13 protein-coding genes are annotated in these 18,592 nt (G+C 32.2%); 9 read left to right on the top strand and 4 right to left on the bottom strand.

What is annotated here, in order from left to right; all coding sequences use genetic code 11:
* Window positions 1-37: 37 nt before the first annotated feature.
* From glgB to BUA99_RS10770, 4 genes are all read left to right on the top strand, one after another.
* Window positions 38-1,945 (top strand): 1,4-alpha-glucan branching protein GlgB, encoded by a 1,908-nt coding sequence (gene glgB / locus BUA99_RS10785; protein WP_072992025.1) that lies wholly within the window; start codon window positions 38-40, stop codon window positions 1,943-1,945.
* A 286-nt stretch (window positions 1,946-2,231) separates the two neighbouring features.
* Complete coding sequence (locus BUA99_RS10780; RefSeq protein ID WP_072992022.1) at window positions 2,232-4,631, top strand: glycoside hydrolase family 31 protein; 2,400 nt, start codon at window positions 2,232-2,234, stop codon at window positions 4,629-4,631.
* Between the two features lie 86 nt (window positions 4,632-4,717).
* Window positions 4,718-5,530 (top strand): M48 family metallopeptidase, encoded by an 813-nt coding sequence (locus BUA99_RS10775; protein WP_072992019.1) that lies wholly within the window; start codon window positions 4,718-4,720, stop codon window positions 5,528-5,530.
* 190 nt (window positions 5,531-5,720) lie between these two features.
* The gene (locus tag BUA99_RS10770; protein WP_072992017.1) at window positions 5,721-7,049 is read left to right on the top strand and encodes an MFS transporter; all 1,329 of its coding nucleotides are present in this window, start codon (window positions 5,721-5,723) and stop codon (window positions 7,047-7,049) included.
* Between the two features lie 31 nt (window positions 7,050-7,080).
* On the opposite strand, the gene BUA99_RS10765 is transcribed toward BUA99_RS10770, so the two are convergent.
* The 4 genes from BUA99_RS10765 to BUA99_RS10750 are packed head-to-tail and all read right to left on the bottom strand — an operon-like array spanning window position 7,081 to window position 9,980.
* Entirely contained in the window at window positions 7,081-7,815 is a 735-nt protein-coding gene (locus tag BUA99_RS10765; RefSeq protein ID WP_072992015.1) for a head GIN domain-containing protein, read from the bottom strand.
* A gap of 32 nt (window positions 7,816-7,847) precedes the next feature.
* Complete coding sequence (locus tag BUA99_RS10760; protein WP_072992137.1) at window positions 7,848-8,909, bottom strand: hypothetical protein; 1,062 nt, start codon at window positions 8,907-8,909, stop codon at window positions 7,848-7,850.
* Window positions 8,893-9,429 (bottom strand): anti-sigma factor, encoded by a 537-nt coding sequence (locus BUA99_RS10755; protein WP_072992135.1) that lies wholly within the window; start codon window positions 9,427-9,429, stop codon window positions 8,893-8,895. Before BUA99_RS10755 ends, BUA99_RS10760 begins: the two co-directional genes overlap by 17 nt.
* The gene (locus tag BUA99_RS10750) at window positions 9,426-9,980 is read right to left on the bottom strand and encodes an RNA polymerase sigma factor (RefSeq protein ID WP_072992012.1); all 555 of its coding nucleotides are present in this window, start codon (window positions 9,978-9,980) and stop codon (window positions 9,426-9,428) included. The genes BUA99_RS10755 and BUA99_RS10750 overlap by 4 nt, the downstream gene beginning before the upstream one ends.
* A 307-nt stretch (window positions 9,981-10,287) precedes the next feature.
* Here BUA99_RS10750 and lon point away from each other — a divergent pair, with 307 nt between their 5' ends.
* From lon to rpsA, 5 genes are all read left to right on the top strand, one after another.
* Window positions 10,288-12,738, top strand: coding sequence for an endopeptidase La (gene lon, locus BUA99_RS10745; RefSeq protein WP_072992009.1), 2,451 nt, complete (start codon window positions 10,288-10,290; stop codon window positions 12,736-12,738).
* A 143-nt stretch (window positions 12,739-12,881) separates the two neighbouring features.
* Window positions 12,882-13,901, top strand: coding sequence for a type IX secretion system protein PorQ (porQ, locus tag BUA99_RS10740; RefSeq protein WP_072992006.1), 1,020 nt, complete (start codon window positions 12,882-12,884; stop codon window positions 13,899-13,901).
* Window positions 13,902-13,931: 30 nt separating this feature from the next.
* The gene (cmk, locus tag BUA99_RS10735; RefSeq protein ID WP_072992003.1) at window positions 13,932-14,627 is read left to right on the top strand and encodes a (d)CMP kinase; all 696 of its coding nucleotides are present in this window, start codon (window positions 13,932-13,934) and stop codon (window positions 14,625-14,627) included.
* Window positions 14,628-14,698: 71 nt separating this feature from the next.
* Window positions 14,699-16,075, top strand: coding sequence for a nucleoside permease (locus BUA99_RS10730; protein ID WP_072992000.1), 1,377 nt, complete (start codon window positions 14,699-14,701; stop codon window positions 16,073-16,075).
* Between the two features lie 641 nt (window positions 16,076-16,716).
* On the top strand, window positions 16,717-18,501 hold the full coding sequence (rpsA, locus tag BUA99_RS10725) for a 30S ribosomal protein S1 (protein WP_072991997.1): 1,785 nt from the start codon (window positions 16,717-16,719) through the stop codon (window positions 18,499-18,501).
* Window positions 18,502-18,592: the final 91 nt, after the last annotated feature.

Raw genomic sequence — 18,592 nt, 5'->3', positions numbered from 1 at the left:
AGTTGTTTTTACAATATTTGAATAATACAATTTTTATATGGCTACTGTAATCTCGCACTCACTTTTTACTGATTTTGATATTGATTTATTTAAATCAGGAAAGCATTTCCGCCTTTACGAAAAACTGGGTGCTCATATAATATCTGTTGACGGAGTTGACGGTGTTTATTTTGCTGTTTGGGCACCAACTGCGAAATCTGTTTCTGTAGTTGGCGACTTTAATTTTTGGACTTTTGGTGAGCATCAATTAGAAGTTCGCTGGGATTCTTCAGGAATATGGGAAGGTTTTATTCCAGATGTTACAAAAGGATCGACTTATAAATATAATATTCAATCCAATAATGGCGGAATAATTACTGAAAAAGCTGATCCTTTCGCGTTTTACTGTGAAAAACCGCCTCATACAGCTTCAGTCGTTTGGGGTTTAGATTATCAATGGAAGGATAGTAAATGGATGAAAACGCGTCAAGACTTTAATGGACTTAATAAACCTTTCTCCGTTTATGAGGTGCATTTAGGATCTTGGAAGCGACATATTGAAGGAAATAAATTTTTAACATATTTAGAATACGCAGAAGATTTAGTAAATTACATAAAAGAAACTGGGTTTACGCATGTTGAGTTTATGCCTATTATGGAATATCCTTATGATCCTTCTTGGGGTTATCAGTTAGTGGGTTATTTTGCACCTACCTCTCGATTTGGCAATCCACAAGAATTTATGTTTTTAGTTGACAAACTTCACGGCGCTAACATAGGGGTAATTCTCGATTGGGTTCCTTCTCATTTTCCAGATGATGCGCATGGTTTAGGATTTTTCGATGGCTCAAATTTATTCGAACATCCTGATCGCAGGAAAGGTTATCATCCGGACTGGAAAAGTCTGGTTTTTAATTATGGTCGCAATGAAGTTAGGTCGTTCTTAATAAGCAATGCACTATTTTGGTTGGATTATTATCATGCCGATGCTTTGCGTGTTGATGCTGTTGCATCTATGCTGTATTTAGATTATAGTAGAAATGAAGGAGAATGGGAACCAAATATATATGGAGGTAGAGAAAATCTTGATACGATAAGCTTTCTAAAGGAATTTAACGAAGCCGTATATTCTAATTTTGAAGGAGTGCAAACAATTGCCGAAGAAAGCACTTCTTTCCCATTGGTTTCGCGGCCGACATCTATTGGAGGTCTAGGTTTTGGAATGAAATGGATGATGGGCTGGATGCACGATACATTAGAATATTTTCAGAAAGAAACTGTCTACCGAAAATACCATCAAAATGATTTGACTTTTTCGATGACTTATATGTTTTCAGAAAATTTCATGTTACCGCTATCTCATGACGAAGTTGTGTATGGTAAAAAATCAATTGTCGATAGAATGCCGGGCGATGAATGGCAGAAGTTTGCGAACTTAAGATTATTGTATGGATACATGTTCATGCATCCTGGAACGAAATTACTGTTTATGGGATGTGAGTTTGGACAGACAAAAGAATGGAACTTTGAAGAAAGTTTAGATTGGCATTTACTGAAATATCCCGCACATAATGGTATAAAAAAATTGATTACTGATTTAAATTATCTATATAAAAACCAACCTGCATTATATGAAAAACAATTTAGTGCTGAAGGTTTTGAATGGATTAATTATTCTGACCATCAAAATGCCGTAATAGCTTTTATTAGAAAGGGAATTAATGTCAAGGAGGACGTCATTGTAGTTTGTAATTTTACACAAGTTGTTCGAGAAAATTATAGAATAGGAATACCTCGTAAAGGAAAACTAATTGAAATTTTTAATACAGATGCAATATTTTATGGCGGAAGCGGTGTTTCAAACTCTAAGAAAATGATAGTGGAAGCTGTTCCTTATGACGGTAGAGATTATTCTATTGAAATGATTTTAGCCCCTTTAAGTGTTAGTGTTTTTAGAATCAAGTAATTGTGGGAATAAAAGTCATAGCGAATAATTCACATATGTTTATTGATAAATATCTTCCTCTCTTGTGATTAAACACCGAGTTACAACTGGATAATCAAATGGCTTGAATGCCATACTTCAATAGATTGAAAGTTAATTAAGTTTGAAAGTAAAGTAGAAAAATTTAAAAAAATAAGTACTTAAAAGCTATAACGTTTTCGTTAATACTTAGTTCTCAAAGCATTGTCTACGAAGTATTTTTGTATTTTTGAATTCCAAAAATGTCTATAAAATAACATCATAAAAAATGATTACAAAAACCGAATTAGAATATAAAGGAGATTTATATCCCACAAAAATAGTATCATTCGAACATGATGTAGATTCCATAAGTTTTTACACTGATAAAAGCGTAATTCTCAAAGTTACCGTTCTTAGAGATAGTTTAATACGATTTAGATTTACCACAAAAGGCTATTTTAGCAATGATTTCTCTTATGCTATTGATAAAAGTCACAGTCACGGTTATAATTTTTTAGATGTCACTGAACAAGATGATTGTTATCAAATCGTTACAAGTAAAGTTAAATGTAAAATCCAAAAGATTGACATGAGACTTTCTATCTATGATCTAGATAATAACATTATTCTTGAAGATGAATTAGGCTTTCACTGGGAAGAAAGTTACGAGTTTGGTGGAAATATTGTAAAAATGAGTAAATCCTCAAAAGAAGGTGAATGTTTTTACGGACTTGGTGACAAAGCAACTCAACTTAATTTGAAAGGAAAAAGACTAGAAAATTTTGCAACAGATCAATATGCATTTCAAAAAGATCAAGAGCCATTATACAAAGTGGTCCCTTTTTATATAGGCTTACACAATAAAAAATCTTACGGAATATTCTTTGACAATACTTTTCGTACTTACTTTGACTTTTGCCATGAAAGACGTAACGTAACTAGTTATTGGGCTGAGGGTGGCGAAATGAACTATTATTTTATTTACGGTCCTCAGATGGAAGATGTAGTAACCACTTACACTGACCTAACTGGTAAGCCAGAGCTACCGCCACTCTGGGCATTAGGATATCATCAGTGTAAATGGAGTTATTATCCAGAAAGTAATTTAAAAGAAGTTGCAGCTAAATTTCGAGAACTTAAAATCCCATGTGATGCGTTGTATTTAGATATCGATTATATGGATGGATTCCGCTGCTTTACTTGGAATAAAGAATATTTTCCAGATCCAAAAAGAATGGTGGCTGAATTAGCCGAGGATGGTTTTAAAACTGTCGTTATTATTGATCCGGGGATAAAAATTGATAAAGAATACTCAATTTATAAAGAGGCTTTAGAGAAAGATTACTTCTGCAAGCGAGCTGATGGACCTTATATGAAAGGAAAAGTATGGCCTGGTGAATGTAATTTTCCCGACTATACAAATCCTGCAGTTAGGGAATGGTGGGCTGGTTTATTTAAAGAGTTAATATCAGATATTGGCGTAAAAGGAGTGTGGAATGACATGAATGAACCCGCTGTGATGGAAGTTCCTAATAAAACCTTCCCAATGGATGTACGTCATGATTATGATGGAAATCCATGCAGTCATAGAAAAGCACATAATATTTATGGAACTCAAATGGCTCGAGCAACTTACCATGGCGTAAAGCGTTTTGCTTATCCTAAAAGACCTTTTGTTATTACAAGATCAGCATACGCAGGAGCACAGCGATATACATCTTCATGGACAGGAGATAATATTGCCACGTGGGAACATTTGTGGATTGCAAATATCCAAATGCAACGCATGTCTATTTCAGGAATGGGCTTTACTGGATCAGATATTGGAGGTTTTGCCGAGCAGCCTTCCGGCGAATTATATGCGCGCTGGATTCAATTAGGCGTTTTTCACCCATTTTGTCGAACGCACTCTTCTGGAGATCATGGAGATCAGGAACCATGGGCATTTGATGATGAAGTAATTAATATTACTAGAAAATTTGTCAATCTACGTTATCAATTACTACCTTACTTATATACAATGTTTTGGCAGTACATAGAACAAGGTATTCCTATGTTGAAACCATTGGTTTATTATGATCAAGAAGATATTCAAACCCATTATAGAAATGATGAATTTATTTTTGGAAATCAAATTTTAGTTTGTCCTATTTTAGAACCAAATTCTTTAGGAAGAAGAATGTATTTGCCAAGAGGTGAATGGTATAATTACTGGACAAATGAGGCAATTAAAGGAGGTAAAGAAATTTGGGTAGACACTAAATTTGATGAAATTCCAATTTTTATAAAAGCGGGATCGATTATACCTAAATATCCTGTTCAGCAATACGTAGGTGAATTAGAATTTGATGAGTTAACTTTAGATTTATATTTTAAGGAGGGTAAAGAAAAGTCAGTCGTTTATGAAGATGCGCAAGATGGTTATGATTATAAAAAAGGGCGCTATAGTTTTCTATCATTTAAAGTAACAGGAAAAGAAAAAGAACTATTTATACAGTTGCATAAAGATGGTAAATATGATACTAATTATTCAAAATATAGAATGAATCTTATAGGTTTACCATTTGAAATACAAAGAATAGAAATTGATAATGTAGCAATTGAATTTGACAAAGAATCGTTCGAAAACGAAAAATATTTGCTGGTAAATAAAGATTTTACAGCATTACATATTATAGGATATTAACGGTAAAGTTTTAGTATTTATCTCAAATTATGTAAGAATAGAAGTTTTTAAAACGTTTACCTTTATCAGCTAATAAAATAAATATCATGAAAAAACAAATAGTATTAGGAATATGCGCACTAGGTTTAGTGTTCTCGTGCGCAACAAATCCTATCACTGGGAAAAAAACTTTAAACTTTGTTTCCAACAGTGAATTATTTCCATCAGCATTTCAGCAATATGGAACTTTTTTGAAAGAGAATAAAGTCATTACTGGAACAGCTGATGCAAGAAAAGTAGAATCTATTGGTTTAAAAATTAAAGCTGCAGCTGAAAAGTATTTAACTTATCTGGGTCAATCTCAATACTTGAAAGATTATCGATGGGAATATAAGTTGATCGACAGCAAAGAAGTTAATGCCTGGTGTATGCCAGGTGGTAAAATAGTGGTATACTCAGGAATTTTACCAATAACAAAAACGGATGCAGGTTTAGCAACCGTAATGGGTCATGAAGTTTCTCATGCTCTAGCAAATCACGGGGCACAACGTATGAGTGCCGGTCAATTACAACAATTAGGTGCAGTAGGAGTAGCGGTTGCAACTAGCGGTAAGAGCGCTGAGACTCAACAAATATGGAATCAAGCTTATGGAGTGGGCTCTCAAGTAGGAGTAATGTTGCCTTTTAGCAGAGGTCATGAAACGGAAGCAGATAAAATTGGCTTAACATTGATGGCTATTGCAGGATATAATCCAGAGGAATCAATCACTTTTTGGTCAAGAATGGCAGCACAATCTTCGGGACAGGCACCACCAGAATTTATGAGTACACACCCATCTGATGCTACAAGAATCGCCAATTTAAAAGCATTAATTCCAGAGGCTAAGGCAATGGCTGCTAAAGTTGGGATACTTAAATAAAAATTTGCTTTTTGAATTAAAAGAGGACTATTTCGTTGAGAAATAGTCCTTTTTTTATTTTAACAGTTTTCTATGTTATTTTTTACTTCATAAATTTTATAATTATTTCTAATAATATTGACTTTTGGCTTACAAAAAATTGTAAGTATTCAAAATAATTTAAATAAATTCGCATCACAAAAAATTACTTATGGCAGATTTACCTAAGGGGAGTAAAAAACTATTAAACGCATGGGCTTTTTACGATTGGGCAAACTCTGTTTATACCCTTACAATTGCTTCAGCAGTATTCCCAATTTTTTATGAAGCTTTGTTTTCAGATCGAAGTCATTACATTTCTATTTTGGGTTTTAATTTAAAAAATTCTGCATTAATCAGTTTTGTAACTGCTGCAGCTTTCATGCTTGTATCAATTTTATCTCCTTTGCTGTCAGGAATTGCAGATTACGTTGGTAACAAAAAGTCATTTATGAAATTTTTCTGTTACTTGGGTGCATTGTCATGTATGGCTTTATACTGGTTTAACCTCGAAAATATCTATACTGGATTGTTTTTTTATTTTTTTGGATTAATCGGTTATTGGGGAAGCTTAGTTTTTTACAATTCGTATTTACCTGATATAGCATTTGTAGAGCAGCAAGATAAAATCAGTGCGAAAGGTTATTCTATGGGATACATTGGGAGTATACTACTATTGATTATTAACCTTGCAATGATAATGAAACCAAAAATTTTTGGTATTTCAGGTTCAGATGGAGAAGCAGCCATGAAAGCTATGCGATATTCATTTGTAATGGTGGGAGTCTGGTGGATTCTCTTTAGTCAATATTCCTATTATTATTTACCTAAAGGCAATAAAAAATCAGAAAGTAAAGTAACCTACCATGTGATTTTTAACGGTTTTGCAGAATTAAAAAAAGTGTGGGCTTTGCTGCAAGCGAACATTCCTTTAAAGCGTTACTTAGGAAGTTTTTTTGTCTCTAGTATGGCTGTACAAACTGCAATGCTCGTCGCTACTTATTTTGGTGCTCAAGAAATTTCTTGGTCATCTAAGGAACAAAGCACTATTGGACTGATTGTTTGTATATTACTGATACAATTAGTTGCGGTTTTAGGTGCTTATCTAACATCAAGAGCGTCGGCAAAATTTGGAAACATCCCCACCTTAATTTTTATAAATAGCTTTTGGATTATACTTTGTGCTGGAGCATTTTTTATCACTAAACCACTTGAATTTTATGTTATGGCAAGTTTAGTAGGTCTTGTAATGGGTGGAATTCAATCATTATCTCGCTCTACTTATTCTAAACTTTTACCTGAAACTGATGATACTGCCTCGTTTTTTAGTTTTTATGATGTAGCAGAGAAAATTGGAATTGTAATAGGAATGATGGTTTATGGAATAATTGACCAAGTTACTGGAAGTCCAAGATTTGGAATAGCATCGTTAGCTTTATTTTTTATCATAGCAGTAATTCTTTTAAATAGAATTCCAAAAAAAGCTGTTCTACAGCAGTAAAACAGCTTTTTTGAAAAATCTAAAATTTTTTTTAATATTTTTTTATACTTCCAGATCCAGTCACTTTAGAATCTTTTTTCTTTGGTTCTCCTGCATACTTAATTTCTCCAGAACCTGTAACTCTTCCATAAAAACTTTCAGAACAGTTTACTGCGTTATCTCCCGATCCAGAAACTGTTACATTAGCATTAAGTGCTTTTAGCTTAGTAGCATCAATGTCACCTGAACCGTTTAAATCACTATTTATATTCTCCGTATTTCCTGATAAATCTATATCTCCAGAACCCGTTAAGTTTACATCCACATTAGTTGCTTCAATTTCTAAATCTACATCTCCAGAACCTTTTAATGTAATAGAAAAGTTTTTTGATTTAATTTTATTTTTCCCAATTATATCGCCTGATCCAGAGAGCGTAACTTGATTGATAGCTTCAAACGGAACAATAATTACAATTCCTTTTCTTTTACTTACGCTAATGTATTTATTTTTTTCAATTGAGATTTTTAAAACTTGATCTACAACTTCAATTTTAATAAATGGTAGTAGATTTTCCTCTCCTTTTACAATTATATTACCTTCTTTACCCGAAACTAATTCGACATCAAAAAAACCAGCAATAGCAATTTTTTCGTAGGAACTTGTAATTCTATTTTCTGATATGAAGTTGCCGTTGCCTCTTATTTTTTGATTAGACGACCATTGCGCCTGCATTAATGTTGGCATTAATAGCGCGCACATTATAAGTAATACTATAGATTTTTTCATAATAAATTAGATTTTTGATTAATGATTGTTGATTATTGATTTTTGGTTAATGTTATACTCCCATAATCTGAAATTATGGTTAAATTATTATTATCTTTTTTCTTGTAAAACCCCGTATATTTTTTTGAATTAGAAATCTCTTCTTTCGTATAGAAATCTAATTCATTTCCATATTTAAAATTAGCATATTTCAAAGAAATACTAAAATCAAAAGCGAAATTAGCATCAAATCCTATTGCAATTCCAGTATATCCAGAAACAATAGAAATTTTATTTGCGCGTTCATTGATTGAGTCAATCTTGAGAGAGCTATATTTTGTATTTAGTTTTAAATTTTCAAAAACTTCTCCTAAACGAATGGTTAAATAATTTCCGGATGCGTCCAAAGTTTTAATATTTTTGACTTTTATTTTTCCATATTTGCTTTCATATTTAAGAACATTACAATCATCAATTTCTATATCAGTGTAATCAGATACTAAATCGAGCTTATCTACTTCCATTATTTTTAAATTGGAATATTTTGCATTTAGCGTTCCGTTTTTCACATAATTAATAACAGAATTAGAGCAGTAATCTATTTGAATAGTACTTTGATTCCATAATTTTCCTAAAATTATTTTCCCATATTTGCAATTAATATCTACGTTGGCAAAGAGATCGGTCGTTATTATATTGCCGTATTTATTAGTAAGTTTAACACTTCCATTTTTTGGAATTTTAAGATTATAGTTTATTTCAAAACTATTATTTCTACCTTGATTTTGATAACCTGAATTACCTAAAATTGTTTTTGCAGATATGATAGCTTTTAAAGCATTGATATCTATGTCAATATCATTAATTCTTTGGTTGACCCACTTTTCATTATCTCCACTAACTTTTATAGTAATGTCCAGTTCTATTTTATCCTCATTCCAAGTTGTAACTGAAATTGTGCCGTACGAATTCTCTACAGCAAGAGTCGCATCTGAATTGACTATGTAGGCTTTACTAATGTTTTTTTGTTTCGTGTAATTAAAATCATTTTCTATTGAAAATCCTAAAAATGGAATCAAAAGTAATATAAATAATGATCTATAATGTTGTTTCATTTGGAAATTGTAATGATTGTTCATTTTTTTCAATATGTTTTAGAACTGTTTGTAAAAAGGAGATCCTTGTTTGAAGGTTATTTAGCATGGCATAAATTATCTGTTTATTTTCACCATTTGTTTCTAGTTCTTTAATAATTTTTTCATAATCCTGATCTAACACTTTCATTTGTATTAATGCGTCAGTAATTATTTTTTTGTTTTCGGGTGATCTTTTATCTTTTAATTTTTCTAATTCTCTATTGATTATAATTGTAAAAATTGAATCAGTTTGCTTTGTTTCTCTCGATGCAAATTGCAATTCATTTTTTTTATCATCATTGTTATAAAACAGAGAAAGTCCCAGAAAAAGTACAATTGAAGCCGCGATTGTTAGGGGTAAAAGATATGTGCGAATTGATTTCGTACCGTTTAATTTATTCAAAAATCGTTGTTTATGATTCTCTCTAATTTCTTCAATATCCCATTGCTGATTAAACTTTTCAAATAAACCGTCTAATTTTTCATTTTCCTTTTTCATATTTCCTTTAATTTTTTTCTTAACCATTCTTTTGCCCTGCTTAGTGTTGTTCGACAATTAGCGCAGCTAATATTTAAAATTTCACTGATTTCTTCTGAGTCATAACCTTCAATGTAAAACAACGTCAGTACCATTCTATAATTATACTTTAGTGAATCGATTGTTTTTAAAACTTGTTTTACTTTTAGTTCATTAAATGAATTGGTTTCAGATAGATCAACAACAGTTTCCTCTATTTTATAAAGTGTAGCTTCAAAATCTTCAGGTTTAAATTGATTGTTTTTTTTATAAAAATCAATGCTACAGTTTACAATTATTCTCTTTAACCAAGCGCCAAAAGCGACTTCTTGTTTAAAATCATCAATTTTAGTAAATGCTTTTAAAAACCCTTCTTGCATAATATCCTCTGCAAAATGTACATCTTTCACTATTCTGAATGAAACATTATACATTGATTTTGCGTAGCGAGTATAAATTTCGCCTTGTGCTCTCTGATTTTTCTTCTTACAGAGTAAAATCAATTCGTCGGTATTAAGTTGTTTTAGACTCAAGCGGTTGTTAATAATTTATAGTAAAGACTTATTAATATTTCATTTGTTACAGTTTATAAAATTAAACTTTATTTATTTTAGTGATAAAATCTTTAAGCTTTTAATTGTGTAGCTTCTTTTTTAAAAACTCTCTAAATCATTACTTTCAATAGTTAATTAAATCGCATCTTGGCACAATGATTGAACCTTCAGGTGATTAGTAATTATTCGTTTTCAAAGAATGTATTTATAGCAAAAAATTACTTTGAAACCTTATATTTGCTCTATAATCGATAATTTTTAATGACAAAAAGACTTAAAATAATATATGTCAAATCATAAAATACTTACTATTGACAATCTGTCACTTCAAGAATTTGATTCAGAAGCAGATTTAATTCCACTTTTGACTCCTGAAGATGAGGAGGAAATGAATAATGAAGAATTACCAGAAGTTCTTTCAATTCTACCACTACGAAATATGGTATTATTCCCGGGAGTTGTAATACCAATTACTGCTGGACGTGATAAATCTATAAAGCTGATAAATGATGCGAACGCTGCTGGAAAAAATATTGGTGTTGTAGCGCAGATTAATGAGGAGGAGGAAGACCCAACTAAAAAAGATATTCATAATATAGGAACTGTAGCACGAATTCTTCGAGTTCTTAAAATGCCTGACGGTAACATTACTGTAATTCTTCAAGGTAAAAAGCGTTTCGAAATTGAGACTGTTATTGAAGAAACGCCCTATATAACCGCTAAAATTAAAGAGGTTGCTGAAAAAAGACCTAAAAAAAATGATACTGAATTTGTTGCAATTCTTGATTCAGTAAAAGAACTTGCGATCCAAATAATAAAGGAAAGTCCAAATATTCCTAGCGAAGCAACTTTTGCAATAAAAAATATTGAAAGTCAATCTTTCCTGATCAATTTTGTTACTTCAAACATGAATTTATCAGTTAAAGAAAAACAAGATTTGCTTGCTATTAACGAGCTAAAAGAAAGAGCATTAGAGACCTTGCGTTATATGAATATTGAGTTACAAAAACTCGAATTAAAAAATGATATTCAGTCTAAAGTTAGGTTTGATTTAGACCAGCAACAACGGGAATACTTTTTGCAGCAGCAAATGAAAACTATTCAGGAAGAACTTGGTGGTGTTTCCCAAGAAGAGGAAATGGATGAAATGTTGCAAAAGTCTTTGAAAAAGAAATGGGACGAGAAAACGAAGAAGCATTTTGAGAAAGAGCTATCTAAAATGCGTCGCATGAATCCACAAGCGCCGGATTTTGGAATTCAACGCAATTATTTAGAGCTTTTTTTAGAATTACCTTGGAATGAATATTCTAAAGATAATTTTGATTTAAAACGTGCACAAAAAATTCTTGATAAAGATCATTTCGGTTTAGAGGAGGTAAAGAAAAGAATGATTGAACATCTAGCAGTTTTGAAATTGCGAAATGATATGAAATCACCTATTATTTGTTTGACTGGACCTCCAGGTGTTGGTAAAACTTCTATTGGTCGTTCGATTGCAGAAGCTTTAGGAAGAGAATATGTGCGTATTTCACTTGGTGGATTGCGTGATGAATCTGAAATTAGAGGTCATAGAAAAACGTATATTGGCGCAATGCCAGGAAGAATAATCCAGAGTTTAAAAAAAGCGGGAACTTCAAATCCTGTTTTTGTCTTAGATGAAATCGATAAGCTATCGAACAGCCACAATGGGGATCCATCTTCGGCATTATTAGAAGTTTTAGATCCAGAACAGAACAATTCTTTCTATGATAACTTTTTAGAAATGGGTTATGACTTATCAAAAGTCATGTTTATTGCTACTTCTAATAATATGGCAGCGATTCAGCCAGCTTTGCAAGACCGAATGGAAATAATTAGAATGTCTGGTTACACAATTGAAGAAAAAGTAGAAATTGCACGTCAGCATTTATTTCCTCGTCAATTAAAAGAACACGGAATGACGTCTAAGCATTTGACAATTGGAAAAAAACAATTAGAAAAAATAGTTGAGGGTTATACAAGGGAATCTGGAGTTCGTGGCTTAGAAGCTAAAATTGCTCAAGTAATTCGAAATGCAGCTAAGTCAGTTGCTATGGAAGAAGACTATAATAAGAAAGTTACGGACGAAGACATTATTAAAGTATTAGGCGCCCCAAGATTAGGTAGAGATAAATATGAAAGTAATGATGTTGCTGGTGTGGTAACTGGACTGGCGTGGACATCAGTAGGTGGTGATATTCTTTTTATTGAGTCTTTACTTTCTCCAGGAAAAGGAATAATGACTATTACAGGAAACTTAGGAACTGTAATGAAAGAAAGTGCAACAATTGCGTTAGAATATATAAAGGCAAATACTAAGTTATTAGGATTAGATTCAGATATTATTTCGAAATACAATATCCATTTACACGTTCCTGAAGGTGCTACTCCAAAAGATGGTCCAAGTGCTGGAATTGCGATGTTAACATCACTAGTTTCATTATTTACGCAAAAAAGAGTTAAAAATAATTTAGCAATGACTGGTGAAATTACGTTGCGTGGAAAAGTTTTGCCAGTGGGTGGAATTAAAGAAAAAATTCTAGCTGCAAAGCGAGCAAACATAAAAGAAATTATTTTATGTCAACAAAATCAGAGTGATATTGAAGAAATAAAACCTGAATATTTAGAAGGACTTACTTTTCATTATGTAAAGGAAATGAGCGATGTTTTAAAATTTGCTTTAACCGATCAGAAAGTGAAAAATGCTAAAGAGCTTTAGATAATAAGATTTAAAATTTTTGAATTCCAAATACCAAAACTTGTAAAATAAGAATTGGAATTTGGAATTTGTTTTTTGATTAATTTTAAAATTATAATTTTATCTTCGCAACTGCGTTTTTCTTGCAACATGTCATTTACTATATGTTTAAAAAATTTCTATTTTTCTCATTTTTTATGGTTTGTGCTGTTTCTCAAGGACAAATAGGAGGAAAGTACACCTATCAGTTTTTGAACTTAGTTACCTCACCAAGACAAGCAGCTTTAGGTGGAAAAGTAATCACTATTTACGATGATGATGTCAATCAAGCACATTTTAATCCGGCTACTATCAATGCAGACATGGATAATCATTTAGCACTCAACTACGGAAGTTATTTTGGTGAAGTGACTTATGGAACCGCGTCATACGCTTATACTTATGACCGTCATCTTCAAACTTTTCAAGCTGGAGTGAACTATGTTAATTACGGCAATTTTGAAGGTTATGATGAAAATGGTTTAGCTACGTCCTCGTTTACAGGAAGCGAAATAGCCGTAAATCTAGGCTACTCCTACAATGTTCCTTTTACAGACCTTCATATTGGAGCTTCTGCAAAACTCATTTCTTCAACTTTAGAATCCTATAACTCTTTTGGTGGAGCCTTCGATATTGGTGCTTTGTATATTGACGAGAGAAATGATGTTAATTGGGCTTTGGCAATACGTAACATCGGAACTCAGTTTTCTACCTATAATGGTATAAATGAAAAATTACCGCTAGAAATAATTGTAGGAGTTTCTCAAGAACTAGAAAATGTTCCTATTCGCTGGCATCTAACTTTAGAAAATATACAACAATGGAACATTAGTTTTTCAAATCCAAATAGAGCGCAATCTTCCTTTTCGGGAGATTCTATTAATGAAAAAGTATCTTTTTTTAATAACGCCTTAAGACATGTAGTAATGGGAGTAGAGCTTTTTCCTAGAAAAGCTATAAATTTACGGATAGGATATAATTTTAGAAGAGCTGAAGAGTTGCGTATTGAAGAACAACGCAATTTTTCTGGAATTTCACTCGGATTTGGACTCAAAATGAACAAACTTAAATTTAATTATTCCTATTCGAGGTACACTTTAGCAGGAAATACAAGCCTTTTTGGCTTGACCGTAAACTTTCAATAATTAGGCATTATAAAATTTTAATTAAATATTTTGGAAAAAAAAATTACTATCGCAATTGACGGCTTTTCATCCACTGGAAAAAGCACTTTAGCAAAACAACTCGCAAACCATTTAGGATATGTATTTGTAGATACTGGAGCTATGTATCGAGCAGTAACATTATTTGCAATGCAAAACGGTTATATTGCTGCTAATTTTTTTGATAAGGAAACTCTAATTAATAGTTTGCCATTTATAAAATTGGTTTTTAAATACAACGATGCCTTAGGTCACGCAGAGATGTACTTGAACGATGAAAATGTTGAAAATGAAATTCGGAAAATAGAAGTTTCTCATTTTGTTAGTAAAGTTGCCGAAATTTCAGAGGTTAGAAGCAAGTTAGTCGAGCAGCAACAAGAAATGGGAAAGGATAAAGGAATTGTGATGGATGGCAGGGATATAGGAACCGTTGTTTTCCCAGACGCAGAGCTCAAAATTTTCATGACAGCTAGTCCGGCAACTAGAGCTCAAAGGCGTTATGACGAATTAATTGCAAAAGGAGATAGCATAACATTTGAAGAAGTATTAGAAAATGTTGAAGAACGTGATTATATTGATTCACATCGTAAAGATTCTCCACTTGTTATGGCAAATGATGCTGTTGAAATTGACAATTCGTACATAAGTAGAAAAGAGCAATTTGAACTGGTTTTAGATTTAGTAAATGAACATACTAAATCGTTATAATTATTTGCAGATCTCATTTTAAATAGTAGATTTACGACCTGTTATTTTTTAAAATAAAAACAAATTAACACATGGGTATTAAAAATAGATTAATCATAATGAGTTTTCTACAATTTTTTGTTTGGGGAGCTTGGTTGATTACAATTGCAAATTATTGGTTTGGTACTAAAAATTGGGATGGAACACAATTTGGATTAGTGTTTGGAACAATGGGAATTGCCTCGTTATTCATGCCAACACTTACGGGAATCATGGCCGATAGATGGATAAATGCCGAAAAACTATATGGAATTTTGCATCTTTTATATGCGGGAGTTTTATTTTATATTCCGCAGGTTACCACACCAGAAAATTTTATTTACATAATGCTTTTAGCAATGTGTTTTTACATGCCAACGATTGCTTTAAGTAATTCTATTTCGTACACCGCGCTTAAATTAAATAACAAAGATGTTATCAAAAGTTTTCCTCCTATTCGGGTTTGGGGGACAATAGGTTTTATAGTGGCGATGTGGATCACTAATTTAACAGGAAATAAAGCGACTGAATATCAATTCTACATTGCAGGATTAGCTGCTTTGTTGCTGGGAATTTATGCTTTTACCTTACCAGAATGTAAACCGCAGCGCTTGTCAAAAGAGAATGCCTCTTTAATGGAAACATTAGGTTTAGAATCATTTAAATTGTTTGCTGATTATAAAATGGCCTTGTTCTTTATATTTTCTATGTTTTTAGGAGGCGCATTGCAATTAACCAATGCGTATGGTGATGTGTTTTTAGATGAATTTAAGCACTTCCCTAAATACGCCGACTCATTTGTGGTTACATATTCAACAATTATCATGTCCATTTCACAAGTTTCAGAGACTTTATTTATTCTTGCTATTCCATTCTTTTTGAAACGCTTTGGAATCAAACAAGTTATGTTGATTAGTATGTTAGCTTGGGTACTACGTTTTGGATTATTTGCTTATGGCAACCCAACCACAGGTTTATGGATGATTATTATGTCTTGTGTGGTATATGGAATGGCGTTTGATTTCTTTAATATTTCAGGATCATTATTTGTGGAGACTAACACGGATCCTAAAAATCGATCATCAGCTCAAGGTCTATTTATGATGATGACAAATGGTTTTGGAGCAGTTTTAGGAAGTTTTACATCAGGATGGGCAATTGATAAATTCTTTACAAAATCCTTTAATAATACATCAGCATTAGCCGATTTTTTAGAAACGCAAGCAACAAATTCAAAAATGATTGAATTTATAACAAGTCAAGGAAATACAATAAGTAGTAATGGTTTGTTTAGCAAAGTAGTTCTAATGAAAGATTGGCATACGATTTGGCTTGCTTTTGCGGCCTATGCTTTAGTTATTGCAATTGCATTTGCTATTTTGTTTAAACACAAACATGATCCAAAAGCTTTAGAAAATGTAAGTCATTAAAACTTCTTCAATAAATAATAAGCCCGATAAATTTTTACAATTCAGCGGGCTTTTTTGCTTTATAAAATAATGTTTCCAATTCTTGCTCATAATCAATGATTACAGAGCTTGCAGCACTGCAAAGATTGGAAGCTTTAAAAACAATTGATGAAAAGAAGAACAATATTTTTTTTAAACTACTAAAAGTTGTTTAGTCTCCAGTAAATCAATTAATTAATATTACTTCTTAGCGTTAAAGAATTTAAGTCGTTACTGATTTGGATAGAATCTAAAACGCATAAAAATTTATAGTAATAATTGCACTTTACGATTCTCAAAAAAACGAATTAATGTAATTTAGCCCCGATTGAAGTGGCATCCTTTTTTATAGCTTCCAGCCTTTTGAAGGCTGGAAGCTATAAAAAAGATATAGCGTAAAGCGGGTGAAAATTTGTAAAAAAATATTAAAAGTTGTGCTCCTAATAATCAATGAATTATCCTGATTATAAAGTTTTGTTGTTTGACATAAATGTGTTACTTTTGCAAACCTTTTGGTGAGTAAGAGTTTCCTCTAGGTCTCAATTAATTATACAAACAACTTCTGCTGTTTTCTAACACATTAAGAAACTCGAGAGAATACAGAATACAAATTTTTAATCAGCATGTCTGAACAAGTAAAATCACAAGAAGAGTTTTTAGCAAATTTTAACTGGCACAATTTCGAAGAAGGTATTGATGCTGTTGATGAGAAAAACTTATTAGAATTCGAAGAATTAGTTTCAAAAACTTTTATCGCTACTGATCAGGAAGAAGTGGTAGATGGAACAGTTGTTAGAATCACAGATAGAGACGTAATTGTTGATATCAACGCAAAATCGGAAGGTGTTATTTCATTGAATGAATTCCGTTACAACCCAAACTTAAAAGTAGGTGATACTGTTGAAGTATTAATCGACATTCGTGAAGACAAAACTGGTCAATTAGTTTTATCTCACAGAAAAGCGCGTACTATCAAATCTTGGGATAGAGTTATTTCGGCTAACGAAACAGGAGAAATCGTTAATGGTTTTGTAAAATGCAGAACTAAAGGTGGTATGATCGTTGACGTTTTCGGAATTGAAGCGTTTTTACCAGGATCTCAAATTGATGTTAAACCAATTAGAGATTATGATGTTTACGTTAACAAAATGATGGAATTTAAAGTTGTGAAAATCAACCACGAATTCAAAAACGTTGTTGTTTCGCATAAAGCGCTTATTGAAGCGGATATCGAAATTCAGAAAAAGGAAATCATTGGTCAATTACAAAAAGGTCAAGTATTAGAGGGTGTTGTTAAAAACATTACTTCTTACGGTGTCTTTATTGACTTAGGTGGAGTTGATGGATTGATTCACATTACTGACCTTTCTTGGTCTAGAATCAACCACCCATCTGAAGTGCTGGAATTAGATCAAAAATTAAACGTTGTAATCCTTGATTTCGATGATGAGAAAACAAGAATTCAATTAGGATTGAAACAATTAAACGCTCACCCTTGGGATGCTCTTGATGCTAAATTAGCAATTGGAGACAAGGTAAAAGGTAAAGTAGTTGTAATCGCTGATTACGGTGCATTTATCGAAGTTGCTGAAGGTGTTGAAGGTTTGATCCACGTTTCTGAAATGTCATGGTCTACTCATTTACGTTCTGCTCAAGATTTCGTAAAAGTAGGAGATGTTGTTGAAGCAGTTATCTTAACTTTAGATAGAGATGACCGTAAAATGTCATTAGGTATCAAACAATTGTCTCAAGATCCTTGGACTGATATCACTGCTAAATACCCAGTAGGTTCTAAGCATACAGGTATCGTTAGAAACTTTACAAACTTTGGTATTTTCGTAGAACTTGAAGAAGGAATTGATGGATTAATCTACATTTCTGATCTTTCTTGGACTAAGAAAATCAAACACCCATCTGAATTTGTAAATGTTGGTGAGAAACTTGACGTAGTAGTATTAGAATTAGATGTTGACGGACGTAAATTATCTTTAGGTCACAAACAAACTACTGCTAATCCTTGGGATCAGTATGAAGATTCTTTCGCTGTAGGAACTATCCACAACGGTGAAATTTCTGAAATTGTTGACAAAGGAGCTACTGTAGAATTTGGAGAAGATATCGTTGCTTTCATTCCAACTCGTCACCTTGAAAAAGAAGACGGAAAGAAATTGAAAAAAGGAGATACTGCTGATTTCAAAGTAATCGAATTCAACAAAGAATTTAAAAGAGTTGTTGCCTCTCACACTGCAATCTTCCGTGAAGAAGAAGAGAAAAATGTGAAAGCAGCTACTGAAAATACTTCTTCTGCATCTTCATCTACTAATAATGCAGCAGCTGCAACCTTAGGAGATAACAATGATGTATTAGCAGCATTGAAAGCTAAAATGGAAAAATCAGAGAAAAAATAATTTCTTGAATTTTTTTGAATATAGAAAGCCTCACAGTAATGTGAGGCTTTTTTTTGCTCTATACTATTTTGTTATTTCTTAGGAGCACAGT

The sequence above is a fragment of the Flavobacterium segetis genome, from assembly GCF_900129575.1.
Taxonomy (GTDB): Bacteria; Bacteroidota; Bacteroidia; order Flavobacteriales; family Flavobacteriaceae; genus Flavobacterium; species Flavobacterium segetis.
This window is presented reverse-complemented; position numbering and strand designations above follow the sequence as displayed.

Excerpts from the sequence above, each read along its gene's own strand:
- BUA99_RS10760 (WP_072992137.1), bottom strand. The coding sequence starts at position 8,909 with ATGAAACAACATTATAGATCATTATTTATATTACTTTTGATTCCATTT.
- glgB (WP_072992025.1), top strand. The coding sequence starts at position 38 with ATGGCTACTGTAATCTCGCACTCACTTTTTACTGATTTTGATATTGAT.
- BUA99_RS10755 (WP_072992135.1), bottom strand. The coding sequence starts at position 9,429 with ATGAAAAAGGAAAATGAAAAATTAGACGGTTTATTTGAAAAGTTTAAT.
- BUA99_RS10770 (WP_072992017.1), top strand. The coding sequence starts at position 5,721 with ATGGCAGATTTACCTAAGGGGAGTAAAAAACTATTAAACGCATGGGCT.
- BUA99_RS10765 (WP_072992015.1), bottom strand. The coding sequence starts at position 7,815 with ATGAAAAAATCTATAGTATTACTTATAATGTGCGCGCTATTAATGCCA.
- BUA99_RS10775 (WP_072992019.1), top strand. The coding sequence starts at position 4,718 with ATGAAAAAACAAATAGTATTAGGAATATGCGCACTAGGTTTAGTGTTC.
- porQ (WP_072992006.1), top strand. The coding sequence starts at position 12,882 with ATGTTTAAAAAATTTCTATTTTTCTCATTTTTTATGGTTTGTGCTGTT.
- BUA99_RS10730 (WP_072992000.1), top strand. The coding sequence starts at position 14,699 with ATGGGTATTAAAAATAGATTAATCATAATGAGTTTTCTACAATTTTTT.
- rpsA (WP_072991997.1), top strand. The coding sequence starts at position 16,717 with ATGTCTGAACAAGTAAAATCACAAGAAGAGTTTTTAGCAAATTTTAAC.
- lon (WP_072992009.1), top strand. The coding sequence starts at position 10,288 with ATGTCAAATCATAAAATACTTACTATTGACAATCTGTCACTTCAAGAA.
- BUA99_RS10780 (WP_072992022.1), top strand. The coding sequence starts at position 2,232 with ATGATTACAAAAACCGAATTAGAATATAAAGGAGATTTATATCCCACA.